The organism is Terriglobus sp. YAF25 (genome assembly GCF_052113305.1).
Classification (GTDB): Bacteria; Acidobacteriota; Terriglobia; order Terriglobales; family Acidobacteriaceae; genus Terriglobus.
The window spans coordinates 1-3,544 of the sequence record NZ_JBFRCY010000497.1 but is presented as its reverse complement, the minus strand read 5'-3'; the positions used below and the strand labels follow the sequence as shown (position 1 = coordinate 3,544).

The following is a 3,544-nucleotide window of genomic DNA, read 5'->3' as shown; positions in this document are numbered from 1 at the left end:
CCCGGAAGAGGCGTGTAGCGGCGTTTTCATTGCGGAAAACGCCCATGGATGTGGAGGCTCTGCATTACATCCACAGGGAAAATGCTCTGGCGATTTAAATGCGAAACGCCGGACGCACCTTCACGGCAGCCGTTTACACGGCTGCCGTGAAGGCAATATCCGGCGTAGGCGTATAAGTTACTTCGCTTTGCTGGCGTCGAACGTACCACTCACGCCAAACGGATCGACTGTGGTATTGCCCGAGATCTTCTCGCCATCCAGTTTTCCGTCAAAGCTCAGCAAAAGCGCGGTGCCGTTATAGTCGCCGGGCTGCGACCACTTGATCTGTTGGCCGTCGATCTTTCCGGTCACCTTCGCCTCTCCAGCTTCGCCCTTGCAGGTACCTGACAGGTCCGCTCCGGCCTGGACGAAGTTACACTCCATCTCGCTGTCGCTGCCGCCGACCGACAGGTGGACCTTCCATTTGCCGCTGGCGTCGGGCGCGGCGGCGGTCTCCGCGAACGTGAGGGTAGAGAGCAATGCGAGCGAGGCGACAAGGATTTTCATGAAGGGATTGACCTTTCCGGTGCACATGAATTACATACGTGTGAACACGCATTAATCTATACCGCCGGATTTCGATACTGTCCAGCGAAAATTCTTTTTCTCCCCGTGGAGGCTTTTCCCATGACCCTGGCAGGCTTTGAGGCGGTTCAGCCGGCTCACGTACCATCGTTGGTGATGAAGCAGGATAGACCGCTGACCAAACACGCCATCAAGAGCAAGGCCACCCGCGATGCCCTGCTGAAGGCGGCCGAACAGATCTTTGCGCGTGACGGATACGAGCGGGCGCAGATCGATGAGATCGCACAGCTTTCCGGCCGGACTCGCGGCGCCGTCTACGCGCAGTACAAGACCAAAGAACAGCTCTTCTTCGCCGTACAGGAACAGCAGATCGAGAGCGCGAAGGCGGAGCTGCAGACCCTGCTCTCGAAGATCCATGCAGAGGACTATGCCGGCAAGCTTGCCGCGCTGAGGGAGTATTACAGCAACCTTCGCGAACCTCGCTCCGGCATTCTGGATCTGGAGCTGAAGCTCTATGCTCTGCGCCATCCGGAGTCGGCCGCAGCCTGGGCGGAACGCTACACCCGCATCTTTGCTCCCGGTAACTTCGCCAAAGACTTCAGCCTCGCCCAGTTGCCTGGACACTCCAAACTCAGCAGCCGGATCCTGGCTCTGCCGGCCGTCAAGACCGCGCTGATCCTCGCGATGGAGTTCCTTCCGGATCATCTGCCGCAGAGCGAAGCAAAGCTGTTGCTCAAGGAGATCTTCGACGGGCTGTTTCCGCCGGAATCTATTCGAGGCAGTGCGCCGAAGAAAGCACGAGCAGTTCGGAAGAAGACGGTTGGTGTGTAGTGGGTATCCGCGTGCCCATACGCTGGGTGCCCCATTCACGCGGTCCCCGCCGAACTTGTTGGTCGGGGTGGTCACGCGAAGCGTGAGTGGGATATTCGAGCTACGCTCGAACCGCCTTTCGCTTGTTACCCCGCGGCGCGCTTGCCCAAACTAGATTGTTCACATCCCACCCATCGCGTTGCGATGGATGGAGCACCCAGTGTATTGGCTATACCCAAAAGCCCAGAATGAGTTTGAATGTTTTCCAATTTACATCCGTGCAAGCACGCATTTAGTGTGATTGTCCACATCGAAGATCGTCCCCGGAGTACTCGTTCATGACATACCTACGGCTCACACACGTTCGTAGCGCCCTTGCAGTCTCTCTCGTTGCTGTCTGCACGTCTCTCCCTGCCCAGGTCACTCTCCAGCCGAAGTCGATGCCTCGCGTCGCGCAGGTCGATCCGCGTTATGTCTCGTTCAATGTGGAGGCGATCGAGATCACCGGCGGCCGCTTCTGGAAACCCTTTCCCAAGAAAGACCAGCCGCCCGCTGCCCCGGGGACGACCACTGATCCCTATCAATACCGCCCACCTATCGATCTGAGCCGTGCAAAGATCCGCAAGCTCGCCGGCGCACTTGCTCCCAGCTACATGCGTGTCAGTGGCACCTGGCGGAATAGCACCTACTTCCAGGACGATGACGCTCCGCAGATGTCGACACCGCCGACAGGCTTCAAAGGCGTGATGACGCGGGCGCAGTGGAAGGGCGCAATCGACTTCGCTCATGCCGTCGGTGCGGACCTGGTGACCTCGGTCGCCATCAGCGATGGCACACGCGATGCGAATGGTGATTGGACCACAGCCCAGGCCAAGACCTTCTTTGACTTCACCCGCAAAGCCGGCGGACACATCGCCGCGACCGAGTTTCTCAATGAGCCGACCTTTGCAGCCCAGGGGGCAGCGCCGAAGGGCTACGACGAGGCTGCGTTTGCGAAGGATGTGAAAGCCTTCCGCACCTTTCTGAAGGCAGAGTCGCCAGAGACCATCTATCTCGGCCCGGGAAGCATCGGCGAAGGTGTTCCCATGATCGTGGGCATGCCCATGCCGAAGATGCTCTCGACCGAGAAGATGTTGCAGGCTTCAGGTCCTGTCTTCGATGCGTTTTCCTATCACGTCTACACCACGCTCTCGCCCCGCTGCGTCGGCAAGATGGGTCTCTCCTGGGAGAAGGTGCTCACGCCCGCCTATCTGGACCGCAACCCTGATACGGAAGCCTTCTATGCGAAGCTCCGCGATACGTACATGCCCGGCAAGCAAATCTGGCTTACGGAATCGGGCGAGGCCGGCTGCGGTGGAAGCCCGTGGGCCTCGACGTTCATCGACACCTTCCGCTTCGCCGATCAGCTCGGCTCGCTGGCTCGTAGAAATGTGCAGACCGTCATGGTCAACACACTGGCCTCCAGCGACTACGGCCTGTTGAACGAAGAGACTCTCAATCCGCGTCCTGATTACTGGCTCGCCCTGTTGTGGAAGCGGCTGATGGGAACCACGGTGCTGGATCCCGGGCCGGCGCCCGATGCGACTTTGCGTATCTACGCTCACTGCATGAAAGATGCTCCTGGTGGAGTGAGCGTGGTTGCGTTGAATATCGACAAGGATGCCGAGCACGCCATCACGCTTTCAGCGGGAGAGCGCTACACGCTGACGGCTCCGGAGCTGTTGAGCGAGACCATGATGTTGAACGGGAAATCCCTGCAGGCCGAGGATGGAACACTGCCTACGATCACAGGCGAGAGAACGAAGGCAGGAGAGCAGAAGCTCCCGCCCGCGTCGATCACGTTTTTTACGGTGCGCGGTGCCGGGAATGTAGCCTGTCGTGAGGGTTCAACTTCTAAGTAACATCCAGCCCGGGTGCCCCACCCTCGCCACGCTAGGGTGGGTTCGGAAGTCTCGATGGATGTTGAGAAACGGTTCGCGCGTTGCGCGAATACCCACATAAGCTTCGCGTATGTGGGGCACCCGGTTTAGTGCTGATGTTTAGAAGGTCGCTCTCCGAACCCACCCTAGCGTTGAGAGGGTGGGGCACCTGTAGGAGGTCAAGAGGTTGTTGACATCTGGAGCCTGCTGATGGGCGGGCGTAGGTTGAGGCTAGCATGAGGTCTTTGTTG

The 3,544-nt window shown here is 59.0% G+C and carries 3 protein-coding genes; 2 read left to right on the top strand and 1 reads right to left on the bottom strand.

Annotation, left to right across the window (positions count from 1 at the left end; genetic code table 11):
• Positions 1 to 177 precede the first annotated feature (177 nt).
• Positions 178 to 546, bottom strand: a complete 369-nt coding sequence (locus tag AB4043_RS18755) for a hypothetical protein (RefSeq protein WP_442303434.1) — start codon at positions 544 to 546, stop codon at positions 178 to 180.
• A gap of 120 nt (positions 547 to 666) precedes the next feature.
• Between AB4043_RS18755 and AB4043_RS18750 the strand changes: the two genes are divergently transcribed.
• Positions 667 to 1,395 (top strand): TetR/AcrR family transcriptional regulator, encoded by a 729-nt coding sequence (locus tag AB4043_RS18750; RefSeq protein WP_442303435.1) that lies wholly within the window; start codon positions 667 to 669, stop codon positions 1,393 to 1,395.
• 317 nt (positions 1,396 to 1,712) lie between these two features.
• Positions 1,713 to 3,275 carry a hypothetical protein gene (locus AB4043_RS18745; protein WP_442303436.1) on the top strand — a complete coding sequence of 521 codons (1,563 nt, stop codon included), beginning with the start codon at positions 1,713 to 1,715 and terminating at the stop codon, positions 3,273 to 3,275.
• The last annotated feature ends 269 nt before the right edge of the window (positions 3,276 to 3,544 follow it).